Here is an 18296-nt window from a genome sequence, read left to right as displayed (position 1 = left end):
CTGATGGGCGGGGCGGACCTCACTGTAACGCAGCTGCGCGTGGTTTGTCGCGCCTGCCGGCCCCTCGCCGCCATGCGCGATTGGGCTGCGTGTTACAGGTTGATGGTGCCGCGGCCCAGTTCGATCACGCGTCCGCCCACGCGGATGGCTTGCCCGGCGGTGACTTCCAGCCGCAGCGTGCACGGCCGGTCGACCACCTCGCCCTGCGCGATCTGGTATCCGGCCGGCAGCGCGTGGCCGCTGGCGATCAGCCAGCCGCCCAGGTTGGCGCAGGCCGATCCGGTGCCCGGGTCCTCGGCCACGCCACCGCCCTGCTTGGTGAAGAAATAGCGCGCCACCACCTGTTCCGGCCGCGTGGGATCGAAGGCAAAGACGTAGGCGGTCTTGCGGCCCAGGCTGCTCTGCGGCCAGGCCGCCAGGCGCGCGCTGTCGGGCTGCGCGCGGCGCACGGCGTCGACATGCTTCACAGGTACCAGCAACTGGTCGGCGCCGGTGTCGACCCACATCGGCGAAGCCAGCAGGTCGGACTCGGCAAGGCCGAGCAGGGAGGCCATTTCCGCATCCGGCAGGCCGGCTGGCGCCGTCTTCGGCTGGCCTGCATGCGGCGCCGTGAAGGTCCACACATCGCCCTGCGCGGTCACTGGAACCACGCCCGCCTTGAATTCGAGCGTGAGCGCGTCGCCGGTAGCGGCCAGGTCGCGCACCACATGCGCGGTGCCCAGCGTGGGATGGCCGGCAAAGCGCATCTCATAGCCCGGCGTGAAAATCCGGACCTGGGCGCTGGCTTGCCCGGAGGGCAGGATGAAGGTGGTCTCGGACAAGTTGAACTGCAGCGCCAGGGCTTGCATGGTGGCGTCGTCGAGCCCGCGCGCATCCTCGAATACGCACAGGGGATTGCCGCCGAAAGTGGATTCTGCGAAAACGTTGAGCAGGCGGTAAGCGTAGGCGGTCATGGCTGTTCGGGCTGGAAGTAGAAAGGACCAGTGTAAATCGCCACCCGGCGTACGCCATGGACAGTCGACGGGATGGCTGGCAGGCCAGTTGCTGACAGTTGGCCTGGGTGCGGGACCGGCAGGGCCCGATCCATGCGAGGCCGGCGTCCGTGCGGCCGGTTCCGGCATGACCGGTTCTCCGGCGATTCCGGAAGAACCTAGTGTAGTGTTGCACTCTTGAATGAACGTATAATATTCGCATGCCTCCAAGGTTCCACTATGAGGCAGAGTGGAGAGAGTGAATGCGAGTTGCCCCTGAGATTGTGCTGACCGACGAAGAGCGCGCCGAATTGACGAGACTGGTTCGTTCGAAGCTGACCAGTGTGAGGCTGGTACAGCGTGCGCACATCGTGCTGCTTGCGGCTGAGGGGATGCAGAGCAAGGACATTGCCGCGCAACTGAGCGTGGGCCGGGTGCAGGTCTCGCGCTGGCGCGAGCGCTATGCCCAATCGCGGCTGGCGGGCATTGAGCGCGACCGTCCACGTGGCGCGCCGCCGGTCAAGGTGGACGTCTCTCGCCTCGTGACGCTGACCACCCAGAGCCAGCCCGAAGCGGCCACGCACTGGAGCACGCGCAAGATGGCCGCCGAGTTGGGCGTGAGCGCCAGCACCGTCATGCGCCATTGGCACGCCCACGGGTTGAAGCCGCACATCGTGCGCGGCTTCAAGGTCTCGCGCGATCCGAAGTTCGTCGAGAAGCTTGAAGACATCGTGGGCCTCTACATGTCGCCACCCGAGCACGCGCTTGTGCTGTGCTGCGATGAGAAGAGCCAGGTGCAGGCGCTGGATCGCACACAGCCCGGGCTGCCGCTGAAGAATGGGCGCGCGGCCACCATGACTCACGACTACAAGCGCAACGGCACGACCACGCTGTTTGCCGCGCTCAACGTGCTCGATGGCCAGGTCATCGCCCAGTGCCAGCAGCGCCACCGCCATACCGAGTGGTTGACGTTCCTGCGCAAGATCGACCGCGAGACGCCCAAGGACAAAACGCTGCATCTGATCGCCGACAACTACGCCACGCACAAGCATCCTGCGGTGCAGGACTGGCTGGCCAAGCATCCGCGATTCAACATGCACTTCACGCCCACCTCGGCATCATGGCTGAACATGGTCGAGCGGTTCTTTCGCGACATCACAACCGAGCGACTTCGCCGCGGCGTATTCACCAGCGTGCCGGAACTGGTCGCCGCCATTAACGAGTACATCGCTCACCACAACACCAACCCCAAGCCGTTCATCTGGACCAAGAGCGCTCGCGACATCCTGCAGAAGGTCATTCGCGCCAACCGCCGCTTAAGTTCCAAACAGAATGCAACACTACACTAGGGATATTCGCTGCTAAATGCGAATACTGGCTGACGGTATAGTAGCGGCGCCGGCGGCTTGTCTCAGTCCGGCCGTTCCAGCATGAAGGCCACCGGAGGATGCCCATGGCGAGCAAGACTGACTTGTTTGGTGGCTTGGCCACGACGTTGAGTGTATGGATCGCAGCGGCGGCCGGGTTTGCCTGTCTCTCATCGGCGGTCGCGGCCCCTCTCTCCTTCGCATCGTCTCCCGCCGAAATCGCAACGACCGTGCTCGAGGATGAACCCGGCACCGTGGCGGTGGGCATCTGGCGGGACAAACAGGATCGCTACGCCGTACAACGTCTTCGCGTGGGCTCGGCCAGTGAGATCGTGGAGGGCGGCGATCCGGAAGCACAGCCGCTATTCGAGATCGGCTCCATCAGCAAGTTGTTCACGGGCCTGCTGCTCGCGCAGGCCGTCGAGCGCGGCGACCTGTCGCTGGATGACAACCTCGGCAAACTTCTGCCGGGCCAGGCAGCGCTGAAGCCGGAGACCGCCGCCATCACGCTGCGCCAGCTCGTGACGCACAGCGCCTGTCTGCCCCGCGAGCCGCAGGATTTTCCCGGCTACGGGACCGAAAACCCGTTCTCCCAGCATGACCGCCGGAAGCTGCTTGCCGGTCTTTCCGGGCTGACGCTGGAACACGCGCCGCCCTGCGGCGCGGCGTACAGCAATCTGGGGATGGGCTTGCTCGGGCAACTGCTTGCCGACCGGTACGGCAAGCCTTGGGATGTGCTTGTGCGCGAGAACATCACCGGACCGCTGGGCATGCGCAGCACGTTCCAGTTCCCGGGGCCGCAGGCCAAGGCGCTCGCGGCCGGCTATAGCCACGAAGAGACCCGGGCGCCATGGGACTTCGATGCATTGTCGGGCGCCGGCGCGCTGCGCTCGACGGCCCCGGACCTGCTCATCTTCGCGCGCGCCATGATGGCAGGCAGCGCCGGACCGCTCGGTCCGGCGGCGGAACGGGCGCTCACGCCGCTGGCCCGCTACCGTGGCGAGGAGATCGGCTACGCCGTGCTGATCCGCGGGCCGGCCGGCCATCGCACGTATTACCACGACGGACTGACAGGGGGCTATCGCGCCTTGCTGGCCTTCGCGCCGGACAGGCAGGAAGCGGCCGCCGTGCTGGTGAGCAATACCCATGCGCCCTCATACAAGGTCCTGCTGGGCATCACCGCCAGCCGCTACCCCACCATGCCGGCGGCGCCTGCGCTCGCGCCTGGCGTGCTGGCGGAGTACGGCGGGATCTACCAGGTCGACAAGAGCAACTACGTCACCATGGTGCCGCAGGATGGCACGCTGTACCGGCGCGCCACGGGCGGGGGGTTCCGCCCGCTATCGCCGGCCGGGCGCGACACCTTTGTCGACACCGAGGTCGGCGTGCAGTATGTGTTCCGGCGCGAAGCCGGCGAGATCGTTGGGTTGGATTATTCGCTAGGCGGCGCTGGCTATTCCGCGCTGCGCACGAAAGAGGCCGCGCCGGCGATTGCCGTCGTGCCGCTCGACAGGCAACAGGAATACGTCGGCCGCTATCGTGGCCAGCGGCTGATTCGCACGGACCTGATCTTTGATATCCGGGCCGAAAACGGGCAGCTCGGTGTGCGATCCGGAAACTGGCTGCGCAGGCCGGTGTTCCCGCTCGCAGCGCAGGCCGACCGGTTCGTCTACGAGAACGGACTTGCCCAACTCCAGTTCGAGCGCGATGCGGCGGGGCAGGTCACGGGCGTTGTCCTCTACGAGAGCGGTGTGATTCGCCTGCGCCGGATGCCCTGAGACCGATGGCGTGCCCCGGGACGCCAACTGCCCCAAAAAAAAAAGCGCCCACGTTGCCGCGGGCGCTCTCCCAGTACTGCTATCGGGAATTCAGAAACCTACTGCCTGTCCATCGCGCCGGCTGTCGCTGGCGGCCACGTAGCCATGCTCGGCGTCTTCCGACAGGCGCCAGATGAACTGTCCCGAGCCGAAATCCATGTAGGGATCGTCGACCGACTTGAGCTGGTGGCCGCGTGCCTTGAGGCCCGCCACCACGGCCGGATCCATGGTGGATTCGATGTCCAGCGTGAAATCCCGGTTGACCTTCCAGCGCGGCGCGCAGCAGGCGGCCTGCGGCTGCTGGTTGTAGTCCACCATCCGCACCACGGTCTGCAGGTGGCCCTGCGGTTGCATGTCGCCGCCCATCACGCCGAAGCTCATCACCGGCTGGCCGTCCCTGGTGAGGAAGGCGGGGATGATGGTGTGGAAGGGGCGCTTGCCGCCAGCCACCACGTTGGCGGACTTCGGGTCCATCGAGAAGCCCACGCCGCGGTTCTGCAGGCTGATGCCGGTGCCCGGCACGACCACGCCTGAGCCGAAGCCCATGTAGTTCGACTGGATGAACGAGATCATCATGCCGTTCTCGTCGGCGGCGGTCAGGTAGATGGTGCCGCCGACCTTGGGCATGCCGAAATCGAAATGCGTGGCGCGTTCCATGTCGATCAGCTTGGCGCGCGACTTCAGGTAGTCGTCGTCGAGCATTGCCTCGGGCGTGACTTCCATGCTGGCCGGATCGGCCACATAGCGGTAGAGGTCGGCAAAGGCCAGCTTCATCGCCTCGATCTGCAGATGCTGGGACTCGACCGAATCCACCGGCAGCGAGGCCATGTCGAACTGGTTGAGAATGCCGAGCGCCACCAGCGCGGCAATGCCCTGTCCATTCGGCGGAATCTCGTGCAGTTCATAGCCGCGGTAGGACTTGCTGATCGGCTTGACCCATTCCGGCTTGTAGTTGCGCAGGTCGTCGGCTGTCATGGCGCCGCCGCATTCCTTGCTGAAGGCGGCGATCTTCCCGGCGATCTCGCCTTCGTAGTAATCGCGGCCATTGGTGGCGCCAATCTTGCGCAGCGTCTCGGCGGCGGCCTTGAGCGTGAATTTCTCGCCCACCTTGGGGGCGCGGCCATTCGGCATGAAGGCCTCGGCATAGCCGGGCTGGTCCTTCAGTTCGGGCACGGCGGCGGCCCACTTGTGCGCCACCACCGGCGGCACGGCGTAGCCGCGCTCGGCGATCTCGATGGCGGGCTCCATCAGTTCGGCGAAGGGGAGCTTGCCGAAGCGCTCATGCAGCGCGGCCCAGCCGGCGATCACGCCGGGCACGGTGACCGCGTCCCAGCCGCGCACGGGGCGGTTGGCGATGCCATTGGCGTCCGTGCCGTACTTGTTCTTGAAGTACTCTGGGCTCCATGCCGCCGGGGCTACGCCCGAGGCGTTCAGGCCATGCATTTCCTTGCCGTCCCACAGGATGGCGAAGGCGTCGCTGCCCAGGCCGCACGAGACCGGTTCGACAATGGTGATCGCCGCTGCTGCCGCGATGGCCGCGTCCACCGCATTGCCGCCCTTGAGCAGCATGCGCAGGCCGGCCTGCGCTGCCAGCGGGTGCGAGGTGGACACCACGTTGCGCGCGAACAGCGGAATGCGCACGGAAGGGTAGGGATTGGTCCAGTTGAAGTTCTGCATGCTTGCCTCGGTTCGGTTCGCTGTCCTGGCGGGGGTGCCGTGCCTGTCGGCTCGCCAGGATTCGCGCTTGTTTTGGCGCCCGCCTCCCGCATCGGCGGGGACGGGGGCGTACGGCGGAAGTCGCTGTAACTCCGGCGCCGTCATTCCACGGTGATCTTGCGGTCCTTGATCAGCTTACCCCAGCGCGCGCTGTCCTTCTTCACCATGGTGGCGAACTGCGCCGGCGTGCCGCCGACGGGTTCTGCGCCCAGCTTGCCGAGGCGTTCCTTCACGTCCGGCGACTGGATCGCCTTGTTGAATTCCGCATTGAGGCGGGTCACCAGTTCGGCCGGCATTTGCTTGGGGCCGTAGATGCCGAACCAGGTATCGGACTCGAAGCCCGGCAGCCCGGACTCGCTGACGGTGGGGATCTCGGGTGCCAGCGGCGAGCGCTTCAGGCTGGTCACGGCCAGTGCCTTGAGCTTGCCGTCCTTCACATGCGGCAGGCCGGAGACGATGCTGTCGAACAGGATCTGCACCTTGTTGGAGATCAGGTCGGGCACGGCCAGCGCGGTACCGCGATACGGGATGTGCGTGATGAATACGCCGGCCTGCGCCTTGAAGGCCTCGGCGGTCAGGTGCACCACGGTGCCGTTGCCGCTGGACGCGTAGTTCAGTTCACCCGGATGCTTCTTGGCGTAGTCGATCAGTTCCTTGACGTTCTTCACCGGCAGGCTGTTCGGCACCACCAGCACGTTGGTGGCGATGGCCACCTGGCTGATCGGCGTGAAGTCGGTCTCGGTGTTGTACGGCAGGCGAGGGTTGATGTACGGCCCGATCGAGTGCGTGCTGGTGGTGGCGATCAGCAGCGTGTAGCCGTCGGCCGGGGCCTTGGCGGCCATGTCCGAGCCGATCGCGCCACCCGCGCCGGGACGGTTGTCGACCACGATCTGCTGGCCCATGTTGGTGCCCACCTTCTGCGCGATGGCGCGGGCCAGCAGATCGGTGGCGCCGCTGGCCGGGAACGGCACGATCAGGCGGATCGGCTTGTTCGGATAGGTGTCGGCGAGTGCCGGGACGGCGCTCAGCGCGAGGCCGGTGGCGAGGCTCGTGCCAAACAGGCGCAGCCAGTGTTTCATGGTGATCTCCGGATCTGGAAGCAAGGCAGTGCGGGCCGGTGCCGGCCTTCGGGCAACACACCGCGCGCATGCCGAGGCTGGTGGCGCCAGACCTGCGTTGATGGTGCTGCGCATCATTATTCCGTGCAGGACATCATAATGAAAGCTAATATTTCTTTCTTATGTCTCAATGTTTTCTTAAGTATCGGCATGGCCGGTCCGCCTCATTCCGCGAGCACTTCCCATGAGCACCATCCGTTTCCTGCGCACTTTCGTTGCCGTGGCCGACCACGGTTCCTTTGCCGCTGCCTCCGAGCGGGTGGCGCTGACGCAGGCCGCGGTCAGCTTGCAGATGCGCGCGCTGGAGATCGAGCTGCGCCGCGAACTGTTCGACCGGGGCGGCAGGGTGGTGGCGCTCAATGCCGGCGGCCGCGAGCTGTTGCCGCAGGCGCGGCGCATGCTCGCGCTCTACGACGAGATACGCCTGCCGCCCGAAGCGCCGGACGCGATGGCCGGCGCGGTGGCGGTGGGGGCGGTGGTCTCGGTGATGGGCGGGCTGTCGCATGTGGTGGCGCGCATGAAGCGCGAACATCCGGCGCTGGACGTGCGCCTGGTCGGCGCCAAGTCGATCGAACTGGCGGCGCAGGTGGAAGCGGGCGAGCTTGACGCGGCAATGCTGGTGGAGGGGACCGGCCGGCTGGCCGGCACCCTGGCGTGGACGCCGCTCTACCAGGAGCCGCTGGTGGCGATAGCCGGGCGCGACAGCCCGGGCGCGACCGCGCGCGCGGCGCTGGCGGCCAACCCCTTCCTGCGTTTCGACCGTGGCCAGCGCACCGGCTTGCTGGTGGAGCGGGCGCTGCGCCGCGCGCACCTGCGCGTCAACGAGTTCCTGGAACTGAACTCGATCGAGGCGCTGGTCGAACTGGTGCGCCAGCAGGTGGGCGTGACCGTGGTGCCGCTCTTGCAGCGCGCGCGCTGGCTGGAGGACGAGGCCTTGCGCATCCTGCCGCTGGAAGTGGGCGGCGCCCCGGTGATGCGTACCATCGGCATGCTGGAGCGGCGCGACCATGCGCGCCGGCATGTCGCGGCGGCGGTGCGGGAGGCCTGCGCGGGATTGTTCGATGCCCCCGGCGGCGATGGCGTGGCAGCGCAGCCGTGAGGCGAAGCAGCGCACTTCTCGTGACCATGGAAGCGAAGCAGGCATAAAAAAAGGTGCCTGGCGGCACCTTGAGGGTCTTGCTGGCAGGGTCGCTCGCGGCCGGCACATTGGCTGGCCGCGGGACTTGCTGGATTATTCTTCCTGGAACGCTTCTTCGCGCTTGTTCTTGATCGACGGCAGCGCCACGATCAGCACCAGCACCGCGGCCGCGATCAGCAGGCCCATCGACAGCGGACGGGTCACGAACACGGTGAACTCGCCACGCGACAGCAGCAGGGAGCGGCGGAAGTTCTCTTCCATCATCGGTCCCAGCACGAAGCCCAGTAGCAGCGGAGCCGGCTCGCATTTCAGCTTGATGAACAGGTAGCCGATCACGCCGAAGGCCGCGGTCTGGAACACGTCGAAGGTGGTGTTCTGGACCGAGTACACGCCGATGCAGCAGAAGGTCAGGATGGCCGGGTACAGGTAGCGGTAAGGCACCTTGAGCAGCTTGACCCAGATCCCGATCAGAGGCAGGTTCAGGATGATCAGCATGAAGTTGCCGATCCACATCGAGGCGATCAGGCCCCAGAACAGCGCGGGGTTGCTGGTCATGACCTGCGGGCCCGGCTGGATGTTGTGGATGGTCATCGCACCCACCATCAGCGCCATCACCGCGTTGGGCGGAATGCCCAGCGTCAGCAGCGGGATGAAGGAGGTTTGCGCAGCCGCGTTGTTGGCCGATTCCGGACCTGCCACGCCTTCGATGGCGCCCTTGCCGAACTCATGCGAGTACTTCGAGGTCTTCTTTTCCAGCGAGTAGGCCGCAAACGAAGCCAGCGCAGCACCGCCGCCCGGCAGGATGCCCAGTGCCGAACCCAGCACAGTGCCACGCAGCACCGCGGGGATCATGCGCTTGAAGTCTTCCTTGGTCGGGAACAGGTTGGTGATGTGGTCGGTGAAGGTCTCGCGGGCATCCTTCTGTTCCAGGTTCGCGATGATTTCCGCGAAACCGAACACACCCATCGCCACCGAGACGAAGTTCAGGCCGTCGGTGAGTTCAGGCACGTCGAAGGAGAAGCGCGCCGCGCCCGAGTTCACGTCGGTACCGACCAGGCCCAGCAGCAGGCCAAGCACGATCATCGCAATGGCCTTGACCAGCGAACCGGAAGCCAGCACCACGGCGCCGATCAGGCCCAGCACCATCAGCGAGAAGTATTCGGCGGGACCGAACTTGAACGCCAGTTCCGACAGCGGCGCAGCAAAGGCCGCCAGGATCAGGGTAGCCACGCAGCCGGCGAAGAACGAGCCCAGGCCGGCGGTGGCTAACGCCACCCCCGCTCGTCCTCGCCTGGCCATCTGGTAGCCATCGATGGTAGTCACCACCGACGACGATTCACCCGGCAGGTTGACCAGAATGGCGGTGGTGGAGCCACCGTACTGCGCGCCGTAATAAATACCGGCCAGCATGATCAGCGCGGCCACCGGCGGCAGCGTGTAGGTCACCGGCAGCAGCATGGCGATGGTGGCCAGAGGCCCCAGGCCCGGCAGCACGCCGATCAGGGTACCCAGCACGCAGCCCAGGAAGGCGTATGCCAGGTTTTGCAGCGTCAGGGCGGTCGAGAAGCCGAGGCCCAGGTTGGCTAGTAGTTCCATATGGCCGTCTCCTTAACCTGCCAAGAATGCAGGCCACACCGGCATCTGCAGATTGATGCCATACACGAACGCACCCATGCTGATCAGCACCAGGATGACCGCGTTTGCGACAGCGCCTTTCCAGCTGAATTCATGGCTGGCCATCGAGGACACCAGCACCAGGACCAGCACGGACAGCACCATGCCCAGCGGCTTGAGCATGAGGCCGAACAGCACCACCGAACCCAGGATCCACAACAGCGTCTTGATGTCCCAGCGCGCCAGCTGATCTTCTTCCTTCTTGGCGGACAGGGAACCCCACAGCACCAGCGCGCCCAGCAGGGCGAGCACGATGCCGAGCCAGAACGGGAAATATCCCGGGCCCATCTTGGCGGCGGTGCCCATGGAATAACCACGTGCGACCCAGGAAAAGCCGAATCCGACCAGGATGAACATCAGGCCGGAGGCAAAGTCCTTTTGGCTACGAATGCGCAAAATGATTCTCCTCGAAAAAACTGCTTGAAATCCGTGCGGCCGTCGATGTTGCAGTGCGCAAAAATGACGCTTGCATTCGTCCTGCCGCTGGCAGGGTGGAAATTAAGGGGGGGACCTTTCAGCTACCTTTCAGATGTCTGCAAAAATGGTCAATCTCCGGGTATCTCCCTAGGCGACATCTGAAGGCGGGCCGGACGGCATGGCGCCAGCGCCGGATTGCACTCGCAACGGGGGTGCGGCAGTGCTGACATGGCGCTGCGTTATCATCGTCGGCTGCACTGCCGTTGCCGCCGCGTGCGCAGCCTGCGGCCGATGCGGCGCGGTATTGGTACTGAAAGGGAAAGCCGTCTTGGAAAGCATTGACCATGTCATCCTGATCGGCGCCGTCGTGATGTCCCTGGGCATTGTGGTGGGCGCCTTCTCGGCGCGCCTGGGCGTGCCCTTCCTGCTTGTCTTCTTGTCGGTCGGCATGCTGGCCGGCGTGGATGGCCCCGGCGGCATCCGCTTTTCCAACACCTGGCTGAGCTTCCTGGTCGGCAACCTGGCGCTGGCGGTGATCCTGCTCGACGGCGGCCTGCGTACCCGGCTGGCGACTTTCCGGGTTGCGCTGCGGCCATCCCTGTCGCTGGCCACCGTCGGGGTCCTGGTCACGACCGGGCTGGTGGGCCTGTTCGCCGCCTGGGTGCTGGAGATCGACTGGAAGCTCGGCCTGCTGCTGGGCGCCATCGTGGGCTCGACCGATGCCGCGGCGGTGTTCTCGCTGCTCAATACCAGCGGCATCCGGCTCAAGGAGCGGGTCGCCAGCGTGCTGGAGATCGAGTCCGGTATCAACGACCCGATGGCCATTTTCCTGACCCTGACGCTGATCGACTGGATCGCCGCGCCGGCCGGCCTGAGCCCCGGCGCGCTGGTGTGGCGCCTGCTGGTGCAGTTTGGGGTGGGCGGCTTGCTCGGGCTCGGGTTGGGCTACTGCCTGGCCAATGTGATGGAACGCATGCGCGTGGCCGAAGGCTTGCAGGCCATCCTGCTGTGCTCTGGCGGCGCCATGGTGTTCGCCATCGTGCAGACCGCGGGCGGCAGCGGCTTCCTGGCGGTCTACCTGACTGGCATCCTGGTGGGCAACCGTGACCGTGCGGTCAGCGCCGACACCATGCGGGCGATGGATGGCATGGCCTGGCTGTCGCAGTCCGCGATGTTCCTGCTGCTTGGCCTGCTGGTGGCGCCCCACCGGATCTGGGAAGTGGCGCTGCCGGCGGTGGCGGTGGCGGCCTTCCTCATGCTGGTGGCGCGCCCGGCGGCGGTCTGGCTGGCGCTGCTGCCGTTCCGTTTCAGCGCGCGCGAGAAGGGCTTCGTGGCGTGGATGGGCTTGCGCGGGGCCGTGCCCATCGTGCTGGCGCTGTTCCCGATGCTGCAGGGCATGCCGGACTCCGGGCTGCTGTTTCGCATTGCGTTTGCGGTGGTGCTGGCCAGCCTGCTGCTGCAGGGCACCACCGTGCCGCTGGCGGCACGGCTGGCGCGTGTGCTGCGGCCCGCCTATCCCGAGCCGCTGGCCCGCGCGCGCCTGCAGGGCACCCATGGGCCGGCGCTGGAGGTGATGCAGTTCAGGGTCGGGGCGGATTCCCCCACCGAGAACCTGCGCGCCGACCAGCTTGAGTTGCCGCCGCGCTGCCGGTTGCTGACGGTGGTGCGCGACAAGGCCCTGGTAGCACCCGAGCAGACCATGCTGGCGGCCGGCGACGTGGTCTCCATCCTGGCGCCTGCCACCAGCGTGCCGATGCTGGCGCTGCTGTTCCATCGGCCCGGGCCGGCGCCGGGCTGGGGCAAGGCAAGCCATGATTTCCTCTTGTCCGGGGACGCCATGCTGCGGGATGTGGCGGGGCTTTACGGTACGCGGGAGCTGAGCGCCGACGAAGCCGCCCGGACGCTGGAAGCTGCCATGCAGAAGGCATTTGCGTCGCCGCCGGTGGAGGGCGACGCGGTGGAGATCGCTGGATTGAAGCTGACGGTGACGCGCATGGACGGGCCACGCATCATCCAGGTGGGCTTGCTGCTGCCGCGCGCGGAGTCCGGCGCGACCAGTCCGGAGGTGTCCTGACGGCTGGCGGGGACGCCCGGAACAGGAATGAAAAACGGCCCGCGCGGGCCGTTTTTCATTCAAGGGGCGGCGTTTTGCCCAGGCGGATCAATCGACCTTGGCGCCTGACACTTTGACGATCTGCGCATATTTCTTCAACTCACGCTGCACCAGCGCCCCGAACTGCTCGGGCGTGGTCGGCGCCGGCTGGGCGCCGATCCGGGCCAGCCTGGCCTTCATGTCATCGGTCTTGAGGATGGCCACGATCTCGTGGTTGAGACGGTCGACGATCTCCTTCGGCGTATTGGCCGGAGCGAACACGCCGAACCACGTGGAGATGTCAAAGCCCTCCAGCCCCAAGCCCTTGCCAGCCTCGGCAATGGTCGGCAGCTCGGGGAAGGCGGCGGCACGCGTGGCGGTGGTGACGGCAAACGCCTTGAGCTTGCCGGCCTTGATATTGGCCGAGGCCGAGGCGAGGTTGTCGAAGATCATGTCGGTCTGCCCGGACAACACCGACAACTGCGCGGGCGACGCGCCGTTATAGGGAATGTGAACCATGCTCACCCTGGCCAGGCTCTTGAACAACTCGCCCGACAGGTGGCCGGCGCTGCCGTTGCCGCCCGAGGCATAGTCCAGTTTGCCGGGGTTCTTGCGCGCGTACTCCACCAGCTCGCGCACATTGCTGATATGCAGCTCAGCGGCCTTGCCGGGATGCATGACCAGCACGTTGGGCACGTCGGCCACCAGCGTGATCGGGCTGAAATCCTTCACCGGGTCGTAAGGCATCTTGGCGAACAACGTCGGGTTGATGGCGTGGGTGGCTACCGCGCCCATCACGATGGTGTAGCCGTCCGCGGGCTGCTTGGCCACATAGTCGGCGCCGATATTGCCGCCGGCGCCGGGGCGGTTTTCCACCACGACGGGCTGGCCAAGGCTGTCCTTGAGTTTGTCGCCGATGGCGCGCGCCACGGTGTCGAGCGGGCCGCCGGCCGGGTAGGGCACCACGAACTTGAGGGGCTTGGCCGGGTAGGCGGCCGCGGCGGCGGCTGGCGCCGCGCCGATGGCGCCAAGGATGCCAATGGCGGGCAGGGCTGCGGCGAACAGCGCCGCGGCAAGTTTTTGCTTGAACATGGGGATGCGTCGGTAGGGATTGGGAATCTGGGCGCGCCAGGCGGCTTGGGCCTGGCGGCTGTTTATCTCGTTTGCAAGCCGGCGGGGCTTACTTCATGCCGATGCCGCGCGCCATCATCACCGCGCACAGCGGCAGCAGGATCAGCAGGTGGGCCTCGATCATGACCCAGCGCCGGGCGGATTTCAGTTCGGCCGGCATCGGCACGAAGTCCGGCAGGCTGCGCGCCTGACGGCGCCAGCGCTGGATGGCGAAGGTGGGCGGCAGCGAGCACAGCGCAATCACCACGAACACAGTGATCTTGGCGTGGAACCACGGGTTGTGCAGGTAGAACTGCATGCCCTTGGCGCCGTAGAACAGCCGCAGCAGGCCGGTCGCCAGCACCGCCATGGCGGACAGGAAGTAAATCAGGTCGTAGACCGAGAGCCGCCTGAGCGTGGCCGGGGTCATGCCGGGCCGCAGCACGACCGCCTCGGCGGTCATCAGGGCGATCAGCAGGAAGATGAAAGTAAAGTGCAGGAAGGCCAGCAGGGCGTCGGTCAGCATCCAAACTCCTCTCTTGGTGGGGCACGCGCCGGACGCCGGCGCGCGCAGGGTAAGGTTCTCTGCTTGTTTCGCTACGGCTACTGCAACTTTCCGCCCGCGCTGCCGGGAGCGGCGCAGGCGGCCAATGCCCGACTTACAGCACGCCCTTGGCGCGCAGCGCGGCAATCTGCTCCGCCGTATAGCCCAGCATGTCGCCAAGCACGGCATCGGTGTGCTCGCCCAGCAGCGGCGGGTGCCGCACGGCTTCGGGCGGCGTCGCGCTCATCTTGATCGGGCTGCCCACCAGCTTGACTTCGCCGGCGCTGGGGTGCGGCAGGTCCACGCGCAGGCCGCGCGCCTTGACCTGGGCATCGTCGAACACATCGTCCAAGGTGTTGATCGGGCCGCAGGGGACGCCGGCGGCTTCCAGGTCGAGGATCCACTGGTCGCGGGTGCGCGGTCTGACCATCTCGGCGATGAGCGGCACCAGCACGTCGCGGTGTGCCACGCGCTGCGGGTTGGTGGCGAAGCGCAGGTCGTCGGCGAGCTCGGGGTGCCCGCCGGCAGCGACGAACTTGCGGAACTGGCCGTCATTGCCCACCGCCACGATGATCCAGCCATCGGCGGCCTGGAAGGTCTGGTAGGGGACGATGTTGGGGTGCGCGTTGCCCCAGCGCTTGGGCGCCACGCCGCTGGCCAGGTAATTGGTGTTCATGTTGGCCAGCATGGCTACCTGCACGTCGAGCAGGGCCATGTCGATGTACTGGCCTTCGCCGGTGCGCTCGCGGTGGGCCAGCGCGGCCAGCACGGCGATGGTGGCGTACTGGCCGGTCATCAGGTCGGAGATGGCCACGCCGGCCTTCTGCGGGCCGCCGCCGGGCAGGTCGTCGCGCTCGCCGGTCAGGCTCATGAAGCCGCCCATGCCCTGGATGATGAAGTCGTAACCGGGGCGGGCCGCGTAGGGACCGGTCTGGCCGAAGCCCGTCACCGAGCAATAGATCAGGTCCGGCTTGATCGCCTTGAGCGAGTCGTAGTCCAGGCCGTACTTCTTCAGTTGGCCGACCTTATAGTTTTCCAGCACCACATCGCTCTGGGCGGCCAGCGCGCGCACCAGTTCCTGGCCTTCGGGCGTGCTGATGTCGCAGGTGACTGAGCGCTTGTTGCGGTTGGCGGCCAGGTAGTAGGCGGCTTCCGCGGTATCGCGGCCCGCGCCGTCCTGCAGCCAGGGCGGGCCCCAGGTGCGGGTGTCGTCGCCGGCGCCGGGGCGCTCGATCTTGATCACGTCGGCCCCGAAGTCGGCTAGGTTCTGGGCGCACCAGGGCCCGGCGAGAACACGGGTCAGGTCGAGGACGCGGAGGTGGCTTAAAGCTCCCATGGGGTGTGATGCGAATCCGGCAAGAGTGGCAAAGGGAAGGCCGGGCGGCCCCGCCGTCTGTCTGGGCGGCGGCTTGCGGGGCAGTCGGGGCAGGCATGAAACCGGCCCGGGGGCGTCCGGCAGGGACAGCCAGCACTTTACCACCGGCACGCCGCCGGGAGCACATCGCGCCATGCGGGGAGTGTGCCGGGACGGGGCGCCGCGGGCCGCGCGCGACGAATCCCCGGCGGGCTGCCGCGCGGCGGGGCTTCCCCGTATAATCAATGGTTTGCAAATCCTCCATCTTGACCGACAGCGCCCTGCCACGCCGCCGGACGCCCTGCCCAGAACATGAAAGTCTCCGACATCCGCAGCAAGTTCCTGCAGTACTTCGAATCGAAGGGCCATACCGTGGTCCGCTCGTCCAGCCTGGTGCCGGGGAACGATCCGACGTTGCTGTTCACCAATTCCGGCATGGTGCAGTTCAAGGACGTGTTCCTGGGCACCGACAAGCGCCCCTACACCCGCGCGACCTCGTCGCAGCGTTCGGTGCGCGCCGGCGGCAAGCACAACGACCTGGAGAACGTGGGTTACACCGCGCGTCACCACACCTTCTTTGAGATGCTCGGCAACTTCTCGTTTGGCGACTATTTCAAGCGCGAGGCCATCCAGTACGCGTGGGAGCTGCTGACCAAGGTCTACCAGCTGCCGGCCGAGAAGCTGTGGGTCACGGTGTACGCGGAAGACGACGAAGCCTACGACATCTGGGCCAAGGAAGTCGGCGTGCCGGCGGAGCGCATCGTGCGCATCGGCGACAACAAGGGCGCGCGCTACGCCTCGGACAACTTCTGGCAGATGGCAGACACCGGCCCCTGCGGCCCCTGCTCGGAAATCTTCTACGACCATGGTCCGGAAGTGTGGGGCGGCCCCCCGGGATCGCCGGAGGAAGACGGCGACCGCTACATCGAGATCTGGAACCTGGTGTTCATGCAGTTCAACCGGGACGAGCAAGGCAATATGCCGCGCCTGCCCAAGCCCTGCGTCGACACTGGCATGGGCCTGGAGCGTATCGCCGCGGTGCTGCAGCACGTGCACAGCAACTACGAGATCGACCTGTTCCAGGCGCTGATCAAGGGTGCCGCGCGCGAGACCCATACCGACAACCTCAACCAGAACTCGCTCAAGGTCATCGCCGACCACATCCGTGCCTGCGCCTTCCTGATCGTCGACGGCGTGATCCCCGGCAATGAAGGCCGCGGCTACGTGCTGCGCCGTATCATCCGCCGCGCCATCCGCCACGGCTACAAGCTGGGCCAGAAGACGCCGTTCTTCCACAAGCTGGTGGCCGACCTGGTGGCGCAGATGGGCGAAGCCTATCCGGAGCTGGCCGAGGCCGAATCGCGTGTGGTGGAAGTGCTCAAGGCCGAGGAAGAGCGCTTCTTCGAGACCATCGAGAACGGCATGTCCATCCTCGATGCCGCACTGGCCGATATCAAGCTCAAGGGCGGCAAGGTGCTCGACGGCGAACTCGCCTTCAAGCTGCACGATACCTTTGGCTTCCCGCTGGACCTGACGCAGGACGTGTGCCGTGAGCAGGAACTGACGGTGGACGAAGCCGCCTTCGACGCGGCCATGAACCGCCAGCGCGAGCAGGCCCGTGCGGCCGGCAAATTCAAGATGGCGGCCGGCCTGGAGTACAAGGGCGACAAGACCACCTTCCACGGCTACGAGAAGCTGGGCGTGGACGGCGCGAAGATCACCGCGCTGTATGTGGATGGCGCCGCCGTGGACACCATGCAGCCCGGCCAGACCGGCGTGGTGGTGCTCGACAACACGCCGTTCTACGCCGAGTCCGGCGGCCAGGCCGGCGACCAGGGCGAACTGAAGAGCGGCGATGCCGTCTTCACCGTGGCCGACACCACCAAGGTGCAGGCCGACGTGTTCGGCCACCAGGGCACCCTGGCGGGCGGCGCGCTCAAGGTGGGCGACAGCGTCACCGCGCAGGTCGACGCGCAGCGCCGCGCGCGCACCGTGCGCAACCACTCGGCCACCCACCTGATGCACAAGGCCTTGCGTGAAGTGCTGGGCAGCCACGTGCAGCAGAAGGGCTCGCTGGTCGATGCCGACAAGACCCGCTTCGACTTCTCGCACAACGCCGCGATGACCGACGAGCAGATCCGCCGCGTGGAGGAAATCGTCAACGCCGAGATCCTGCAGAACGCGGCCACCGGCGCCGAAGTCATGCCCTTCGACGACGCTGTCAAGAGCGGCGCCATGGCGCTGTTCGGCGAGAAGTACGCCGACGACGTGCGGGTGCTGTCGATCGGCAGCTCCAAGGAACTGTGCGGCGGCACCCACGTGACCCGCACCGGCGATATCGGCGTGTTCAAAATCGTGATGGAAGGCGGCGTGGCGGCGGGTATCCGCCGCGTCGAAGCCATCACCGGCGACAACGCGCTGCACTACCTGCAAGCGCTCGACGCCAAGCTGAACGAAGCCGCCGCCGCGCTCAAGGCGCAACCGTCCGAACTGGTGCCGCGTATCGGCCAGGTGCAGGAACAGGTGCGCGCGCTGGAGAAGGAGCTGGAACGCCTCAAGAGCAAGCTGGCCGCCTCGCAGGGCGACGAGCTGGCGGCGCAGGCCATCGACGTCAAGGGCATCAAGGTGCTGGCAGCCCAGCTCGACGGTGCCGACGTCAAGACGCTGCGCGAGACCATGGACAAGCTCAAGGACAAGCTGGGCACCGCGGCCATCGTGCTGGGCGCCGTGGCCGACGGCAAGGTCAGCCTGATCGCCGGCGTTACGGCCGATGCCACCGCCAGGGTCAAGGCCGGCGAGCTGGTCAATTTTGTCGCGCAGCAGGTCGGCGGCAAGGGCGGCGGCCGTCCGGACATGGCACAGGCCGGCGGCACGGAGCCGGCAAATCTGCCCAAGGCGCTGGCTGGCGTCGGCGAGTGGGTGGCGGGCAAGGTTTGAGGCAACGCTGAGGCTTGAAACGAAGCCGACTGGCTGGGCCA

General features: G+C 66.5%; 13 protein-coding genes. 5 read left to right on the top strand and 8 right to left on the bottom strand.

Annotation, left to right across the window (positions count from 1 at the left end; genetic code table 11):
• Positions 1 to 92: 92 nt before the first annotated feature.
• Positions 93 to 953, bottom strand: a complete 861-nt coding sequence (locus ACZY0R_RS31240) for a PhzF family phenazine biosynthesis protein (RefSeq protein ID WP_488863866.1) — start codon at positions 951 to 953, stop codon at positions 93 to 95.
• A 281-nt stretch (positions 954 to 1234) separates the two neighbouring features.
• On the opposite strand from ACZY0R_RS31240, the gene ACZY0R_RS31235 reads away from it, so the two are divergent.
• Together ACZY0R_RS31235 and ACZY0R_RS31230 are read left to right on the top strand one after the other, a co-directional pair.
• On the top strand, positions 1235 to 2320 hold the full coding sequence (locus tag ACZY0R_RS31235) for an IS630 family transposase (protein WP_488857529.1): 1086 nt from the start codon (positions 1235 to 1237) through the stop codon (positions 2318 to 2320).
• 104 nt (positions 2321 to 2424) lie between these two features.
• Entirely contained in the window at positions 2425 to 4116 is a 1692-nt protein-coding gene (locus tag ACZY0R_RS31230; RefSeq protein ID WP_488863864.1) for a serine hydrolase domain-containing protein, read from the top strand.
• A gap of 90 nt (positions 4117 to 4206) precedes the next feature.
• On the opposite strand, the gene ggt is transcribed toward ACZY0R_RS31230, so the two are convergent.
• Entirely contained in the window at positions 4207 to 5832 is a 1626-nt protein-coding gene (ggt, locus tag ACZY0R_RS31225) for a gamma-glutamyltransferase (protein WP_488863862.1), read from the bottom strand.
• A 140-nt stretch (positions 5833 to 5972) separates the two neighbouring features.
• Positions 5973 to 6950 carry a Bug family tripartite tricarboxylate transporter substrate binding protein gene (locus ACZY0R_RS31220; protein ID WP_488863860.1) on the bottom strand — a complete coding sequence of 326 codons (978 nt, stop codon included), beginning with the start codon at positions 6948 to 6950 and terminating at the stop codon, positions 5973 to 5975.
• Positions 6951 to 7173: 223 nt separating this feature from the next.
• Here ACZY0R_RS31220 and ACZY0R_RS31215 point away from each other — a divergent pair, with 223 nt between their 5' ends.
• Positions 7174 to 8088 carry a LysR substrate-binding domain-containing protein gene (locus ACZY0R_RS31215; RefSeq protein ID WP_045236066.1) on the top strand — a complete coding sequence of 305 codons (915 nt, stop codon included), beginning with the start codon at positions 7174 to 7176 and terminating at the stop codon, positions 8086 to 8088.
• A 132-nt stretch (positions 8089 to 8220) separates the two neighbouring features.
• On the opposite strand, the gene ACZY0R_RS31210 is transcribed toward ACZY0R_RS31215, so the two are convergent.
• Positions 8221 to 9723, bottom strand: coding sequence for a tripartite tricarboxylate transporter permease (locus tag ACZY0R_RS31210; RefSeq protein WP_488863858.1), 1503 nt, complete (start codon positions 9721 to 9723; stop codon positions 8221 to 8223).
• A 12-nt stretch (positions 9724 to 9735) separates the two neighbouring features.
• Positions 9736 to 10197, bottom strand: coding sequence for a tripartite tricarboxylate transporter TctB family protein (locus ACZY0R_RS31205; RefSeq protein WP_035866512.1), 462 nt, complete (start codon positions 10195 to 10197; stop codon positions 9736 to 9738).
• Between the two features lie 349 nt (positions 10198 to 10546).
• Between ACZY0R_RS31205 and ACZY0R_RS31200 the strand changes: the two genes are divergently transcribed.
• A complete protein-coding gene (locus tag ACZY0R_RS31200; RefSeq protein ID WP_488863855.1) occupies positions 10547 to 12292 on the top strand; it encodes a potassium/proton antiporter in 1746 nt (581 codons plus the stop codon).
• A gap of 87 nt (positions 12293 to 12379) precedes the next feature.
• Here ACZY0R_RS31200 and ACZY0R_RS31195 read toward each other — a convergent pair whose 3' ends face one another.
• The 3 genes from ACZY0R_RS31195 to ACZY0R_RS31185 all read right to left on the bottom strand — a co-directional run bounded on the left by ACZY0R_RS31195 (position 12380) and on the right by ACZY0R_RS31185 (position 15300).
• The gene (locus tag ACZY0R_RS31195) at positions 12380 to 13402 is read right to left on the bottom strand and encodes a tripartite tricarboxylate transporter substrate binding protein (RefSeq protein ID WP_488863853.1); all 1023 of its coding nucleotides are present in this window, start codon (positions 13400 to 13402) and stop codon (positions 12380 to 12382) included.
• An 88-nt stretch (positions 13403 to 13490) separates the two neighbouring features.
• Positions 13491 to 13946, bottom strand: a complete 456-nt coding sequence (locus ACZY0R_RS31190) for a DUF2214 family protein (RefSeq protein WP_488863851.1) — start codon at positions 13944 to 13946, stop codon at positions 13491 to 13493.
• Between the two features lie 133 nt (positions 13947 to 14079).
• Positions 14080 to 15300, bottom strand: coding sequence for a CaiB/BaiF CoA transferase family protein (locus tag ACZY0R_RS31185; RefSeq protein WP_488863849.1), 1221 nt, complete (start codon positions 15298 to 15300; stop codon positions 14080 to 14082).
• A 330-nt stretch (positions 15301 to 15630) separates the two neighbouring features.
• Between ACZY0R_RS31185 and alaS the strand changes: the two genes are divergently transcribed.
• Positions 15631 to 18255 (top strand): alanine--tRNA ligase, encoded by a 2625-nt coding sequence (alaS, locus tag ACZY0R_RS31180; RefSeq protein WP_488863847.1) that lies wholly within the window; start codon positions 15631 to 15633, stop codon positions 18253 to 18255.
• The last annotated feature ends 41 nt before the right edge of the window (positions 18256 to 18296 follow it).

The sequence above is a fragment of the Cupriavidus sp. F041 genome (assembly GCF_057814235.1).
This window is presented reverse-complemented; position numbering and strand designations above follow the sequence as displayed.